General features: G+C 69.0%; 6 protein-coding genes. 4 read left to right on the top strand and 2 right to left on the bottom strand.

Features of this window, described 5'->3' with window-relative positions; all coding sequences use genetic code 11:
* Positions 1 to 535 precede the first annotated feature (535 nt).
* Both ASD25_RS24645 and ASD25_RS24640 read left to right on the top strand, forming a co-directional pair.
* Entirely contained in the window at positions 536 to 994 is a 459-nt protein-coding gene (locus tag ASD25_RS24645; protein ID WP_055830077.1) for a RidA family protein, read from the top strand.
* 190 nt (positions 995 to 1,184) lie between these two features.
* Entirely contained in the window at positions 1,185 to 2,339 is a 1,155-nt protein-coding gene (locus tag ASD25_RS24640; protein ID WP_055830075.1) for a GNAT family N-acetyltransferase, read from the top strand.
* A gap of 4 nt (positions 2,340 to 2,343) precedes the next feature.
* Here the strand turns inward: ASD25_RS24640 and ASD25_RS24635 are convergent, their stop codons facing one another.
* Positions 2,344 to 2,703 carry a phage holin family protein gene (locus tag ASD25_RS24635; protein ID WP_055830661.1) on the bottom strand — a complete coding sequence of 120 codons (360 nt, stop codon included), beginning with the start codon at positions 2,701 to 2,703 and terminating at the stop codon, positions 2,344 to 2,346.
* A gap of 104 nt (positions 2,704 to 2,807) precedes the next feature.
* Between ASD25_RS24635 and ASD25_RS24630 the strand changes: the two genes are divergently transcribed.
* Positions 2,808 to 3,245, top strand: a complete 438-nt coding sequence (locus ASD25_RS24630) for an HIT family protein (protein ID WP_055830072.1) — start codon at positions 2,808 to 2,810, stop codon at positions 3,243 to 3,245.
* A 78-nt stretch (positions 3,246 to 3,323) separates the two neighbouring features.
* Complete coding sequence (locus ASD25_RS24625) at positions 3,324 to 3,734, top strand: DUF1761 domain-containing protein (protein WP_055830070.1); 411 nt, start codon at positions 3,324 to 3,326, stop codon at positions 3,732 to 3,734.
* Here ASD25_RS24625 and ASD25_RS24620 read toward each other — a convergent pair.
* Positions 3,731 to 5,578 (bottom strand): ABC transporter transmembrane domain-containing protein, encoded by a 1,848-nt coding sequence (locus ASD25_RS24620; RefSeq protein ID WP_055830068.1) that lies wholly within the window; start codon positions 5,576 to 5,578, stop codon positions 3,731 to 3,733. The two genes, ASD25_RS24625 and ASD25_RS24620, sit on opposite strands and share 4 nt — an antisense overlap.
* Positions 5,579 to 5,653 lie beyond the last annotated feature (75 nt).

Genomic DNA, 5,653 nt, shown 5'->3' with positions numbered 1-5,653 from the left:
TAGGCCTGCAGGAATCGGCCGGAGTCGTCGCGGCTGATGCCGAAGGTGGTCTGGATGAAGGTCGCGAGACGGCCCACGACGACGCCTTCGGCGTCGATGTGAATCCACTTCTTCGTGACCTCGGCCGGCTTCAGCGCGACCGTGGTGCTCTTCAGCATGTTCGGGGTTCCTGGGACAGACGAACGGAGGGCCCCTCCCGATGACGGGGACGAGCGGAAGGCGCGCTGATAGAGGAAGGGGGGCGTGGGGTCAAGGCAGACAAGATGCGTACATATAGACTATCCTATTGAAATAGAATGCTTATCAGGGAACGGTATTAAAATACCGCATTTTTTATCCCTCCCCTTCAGGGGGAGGAACGGCGAAGCGCAGCGGAGCCCGGGTGGGAACGCCAGTCCCGCCCCGACGGCGCCCGGCTTCACACTTCCCCACCCAGTCGTCGCTTCACGCCGACATCCCTCCCCACTTCGGGAGAGGGAGAAGACAATACGATCCGGCCGCGCTAAACCGCCGCCAAACCCCCAGGAGCCTTCCCATGACCGTCGCCGCCCGCCTCGCCGAACTCGGCATCTCCCTGCCGGAACCCGCCAAGGCGGTCGCCAACTATGTGCCCTTCGTCCAGACCGGGAACCTGGTCCACATCTCCGGCCAACTGTCGAACGACGCCGCGGGCGGGATCAAGGGCACCGTCGGCGCCGACGTCTCGCCGGACCAGGCGAAGGACGCGGCCCGCATGTGCGGCGTCAACCTGCTGGCCCAGATGTCGGCCGCCCTGGACGGCGATCTCGAGCGCGTCGTCCGCGTGGTCAAACTGGGCGGCTTCGTCCAGGCCGCCGGCGACTTCGAGGCCATCCCCGCCGTCATCAACGGCTGCTCGGACCTGATGGTCGAGGTCTTCGGCGACAAGGGCCGCCACGCCCGCTCGGCCGTCGGCGTCTACAAACTCCCCCTCGGCTTCGCCGTCGAGGTGGACGCCATCGTCGAGGTGCGGTGACCACTGACTTCCCCCGCGAAGCGGGTTCATCACAAAGGACACGAAGGTCTCACGAAGGGCACAACGGGGCCGGAGCCATGCGCAAGTCCCCTCGTGTGCTTTGTGAACCCTTCGTGTCCTTCGTGATGAAGCTTCCCCTCGCCCGACCGGCGCGCCGCGAAGATCAAGGCCCGCTTCGCGGGACGCCCGCATGAGCACGGGATTCACGATCCACGTCCACGACCGGGTCGCCGACATCGGCCGCGAGGCGTGGGACGCCTGCGCCGCCCCCTCCGGCGACCCGTTCGTCTCCTTCGACTTCCTCGATGCCTGCGAGGCCTCCGGCAGCGCCGTCCCGCAGCAGGGCTGGGCCGGCCGCCACCTGTCGCTCAGGGACGAAACCGGCCGCGTCCTCGGCGTCATGCCCCTCTGGCTCAAGGGCCACAGCCAGGGCGAATACGTCTTCGATCACAGCTGGGCCGACGCCTACGAACGCGCCGGCGGCCGCTACTATCCCAAGCTGCTGGCCGCCGTGCCCTTCACCCCCGTCACCGGCCCGCGCTTCCTCGCCCATCCCGACGCCGACCCGGCCACGATCCGGCAAGCCCTGCTGCAGGGCGCCCTGGCCCTGACCGAGCGGCTCGGCGTCTCCTCCCTGCACGTCAACTTCCCGACACGGTCCGAATGGGCCGCCATGGGCGAGGCCGGCCTGCTGCAGCGGCAGGACATGCAGTACGTCTGGCGCAACGACGGCTATGCGACCTTCGACGACTTCCTGTCCGCCCTGTCCTCGAACCGCCGCAAGACCATCCGCCGCGAACGCCGCGAGGCCCGGGCCGGGCTCGACATCCGCGTCCTGACCGGCGCCGGCATCACCGAAGCGCACTGGGACGCCTTCTTCGCCTTCTACATGGACACCGGCGAGCGGAAATGGGGCCGGCCCTATCTGACGCGCGACTTCTTCACCCGCCTCGGCGCGACCATGGCCGACCGCATCGCCCTGGTCATGGCCTTCCGGGACGGTCAAGCCATCGCGGGCGCCCTGAACCTGATCGGCGCCGACGCCCTCTACGGCCGCCAGTGGGGCGCGCTGGAGGAGGTCCCCTTCCTCCATTTCGAGCTCTGCTATTACCAGGCCATCGACTTCGCGATCTCGCGCGGCCTGTCGCGTGTCGAGGCCGGGGCCCAGGGCGAGCACAAGATCGCCCGCGGCTACCTGCCCTCCCCCGTCTACTCGGCCCACTTCATCGCCGACCCGGCCCTGCGCGAGCCCGTGGCCCGCTATCTGGAAGGCGAGCGGCCCGCCGTGGAGGCCGAGATCGCCGTGATGGCCGAAGAGCTCTCGCCCTTCCGCAGGGGCGGCTGATGGCTCAGCCGTCGCGCTTCGGGTCCTCGCCGATGAACCAGCCGGCGATCCAGCTGACGATGCCGGTGACGATGGCCGCGCCGATCCCGGCCGCCAGGCCGTCGACCACGAACCCGCCCAGCAGCATCGCCACCAGGCCGATCACCGCCGCATTCACCACCAGCAGGAACAGGCCGAAGGTGATGATGGTCAGCGGGAAGGTCAGGATCGTCAGGATCGGCCGCACGATGGCGTTGGCCACGCCCAGCAGCACCGCCGCCAGCAGCAGCGAGGGGGTGTCGGTGAACCCGACGCCCGGCACGACCTGCGCCGCCAGCCACAGGGCCAGGCAGGTGACGAGAAACTGGACGATGAACCGCAACATGGCCGACTCCCTTTTGACCTTGACCATAACACCCGACGGCCGCCGGGGCTCCCCTCGTCTCGCCTCCGTTGCTAGCCTCGCCTGACAGCCGCCCGGAGCCTGCCATGACCCTCAACGCCCCGTATGATCCCGACAACATCTTCGCAAAGATCCTGCGCGGCGAAATCCCGTCGGTGAAGGTCTGGGAGGATGATCACGTCCTCGCCTTCATGGACGTCTTCCCCCAGTCGGAAGGCCACGTCCTGCTGGTCTCGAAGACCTCCACGGCCCGCACCCTGCTGGAGATCGAGCCTGACGCCCTCGCCCGCCTCGCCGAGGCGACGCGGCGCACCGCCCGCGCGGTCGAAAAGGCGCTGCAGCCCGACGGCCTCCAGATCATGCAGTTCAACGGCGAGGCGGGCGGCCAGACCGTCTTCCACCTGCATTTCCACATCATCCCCCGCTGGGCCGACCGGGCGATGAAGGGCCACGGCCACGCCCCCATGGCCGACACCGAAACCCTGCGCGCGCTCGCCGACCGCATCGCCGCGGCGCTTGAGTGAACATCGTTCATTGATCGCTTCGGGAACAGGCGTAGCCTCGTCCGGAAGCGGATGATCCGCAGCCTTGGAGGGGCTGACATGGCGGCGAAACTGAACTGGCTGGGCATCATCGTGGCGACCGTGGTCGCCTTTTTCACCGGTTTCCTCTGGTACGGCCTGATCTTCGCCGAGAAATGGATGGCCCTCACCGGCGTCACCGACGAAGGCAGCGGCGATTCGATGTGGATGATGCTGGGCCTGGTCCAGACCTTCGTCACCATGGTCGGTCTGGGCTGGTTCATCGCCCGCGACGGCGCGCCGGGCTGGATGAACGGCCTGAAGATCGGCCTCATCGCCGGCGTCTGCTTCGCCCTGATGACCTCGGCCTACGGCTTCATCTACCAGACATCGCCGATGGGCCTGCTGCCCATCGACTGGAGCCACCTGCTGGTCGTCTACGCCCTCGGCGGGGCCATCATCGGCGGCCTTAGGCTCAAGCCGAAAACCTAGTCGGCCCGGAACTGCAGCTCGGCCAGCCGGGCGTAGAGCCCGCCCTGCGCCATCAGCGCCTGGTGCGTGCCCTCCTGCACCACCTTGCCGTCCTCCATCACCACGATGCGGTCGGCGCGCAGGACCGTGGCCAGGCGGTGGGCGATGACGATGGTCGTGCGGTCCTGCATCGCCTGATCCAGCGCGGCCTGCACCAGCCGCTCGTTCTCGGCGTCCAGCGCCGAGGTGGCCTCGTCCAGCAGCAGGATCGGCGCGTCCCGCACCAGCGCCCGCGCGATGGCCATCCGCTGCCGCTGCCCGCCCGACAGGCTCTTGCCGCGCTCGCCCAGCGGCGTGTCGAACCCCTCCGGCAGGGCTTCCACGAACGTCAGCGCCTGCGCCTCCTCGGCCGCGGCGCGGATCGCGGCGTCATCGGCGTCCTCCCGCCCGAAGCGGATATTCTCGTTGGCCGAACCCGAGAACAGCGGCGCCTCCTGCGACACCCAGGCGAAGCGGCCGCGCACCGCCACCGGATCGGCCTCGCGCACGTCGATCCCGTCCACCGACACCACGCCCGACTGCGGATCGTAGAAGCGCAGCAAGAGCCGGAACACCGTGCTCTTGCCGGCCCCCGAGGGCCCCACCAGCGCCACCGTCTCGCCCGGCCTGACCGTCAGCGAAAAGCCCTTCAACGCCGGCAGATCGGGCCGGCCCGGATAGGCGAACTGCACCGCCGACATCGACACCTCGCCCGTCGCCGGGTCCGGCAGCGCCCGCGGCGTCTCCGGCGCCCGGATGGCCGCCTCGGCGCGCATCAGCTCGTCGATCCGCTCCATGGCCCCCGCCGCCTTCTGTACGTCGCCCCAGCTCTCGCCCAGCGCCCCCACCGCCCCGGCGGCGAACACCGACAGCAGCACGAACTGCAGCAGCGCGCCCGGGGTCATCCGTCCGGCGATCACGTCCTGCGCCCCCAGCCACAGCACCAGGGTGACGCCGCCGAACATCACCCCGATGATCATGGCCGTCATCAGGGCCCGCGCCTTCATCCGCACCAGGGACACGCCGAAGGCGTCCTCGACGGCCTTGCCGAAGCGGTCGATGGCGCTGGCCTCGCGGCCAAACGCCTGCACCGTCTCGATCGCGTCCACGCTCTCGCCGGCGAAACCGACGGCGTTCGCGAACCGGTCCTGAGACGCCACCGTCAGCTTCCGCACCCGCCGCCCGAACAGGAAGATGGGGCCCAACAACAGCGGCACGACCAGCAGCACCATCCCGGTCAGCTTGGGACTGACCACGAACAGCAGCACGGTTCCGCCGATCAGGGTAAGGAAGTTTCGCAGCGCGAACGATACCGAGGTGGTCAGCAGGGTCTCGACCAGGGCGATGTCCGTCGTCAGGCGCGACAGCACCTCCCCCGTCCGCATGGCGGCGTAGAAGGCCGGGTCCAGCGTCAGGATTCGCCCGAACAGCCCCTTGCGCAGATCGGCGATGACCCGCTCGCCGGTCTTGGTCACGAAATAATATCGGACGGCGGTCGCCAGGCCCAGGAACAGGGCGTTGGCGCCCAGCAGCATGAACCACAGGTTCAGCTGCGATCCGCCGTTGTCGAAGCCGTTGTCGATCGCCCCCCGCGCCGACGCCGTCAGGGCCAGGGAGGCGGCGGTGGACAGGATCAGCCAGACGGCGGCCATCGTCAGATGACCCTTGTGCCGCATCGCATAGGGCAGCAGCCGGCCCAGCGGGCGGACGTCGCGCCGCTTCTCGCGCCGCTGCCCCGCCTCGCCCAGCTGTTCCATGAGAACGGCCCCCGCGCCGGGGCGTCCCCGGATGTCAGCAGCGTCGGCGGTGGCGGTTGCATCTGTCATGGCGCGCGCCTCTTGCCCCGGAACGGCCCCCGGTGTAAACGCCGCCGCTCATTCCCGCCCTTCGCTGGCGGGTTT

It is taken from the genome of Brevundimonas sp. Root1423, from assembly GCF_001426805.1.
Note: the sequence above shows the minus strand (reverse complement) of the source record. Positions and strands in the feature narration are given on the sequence as shown.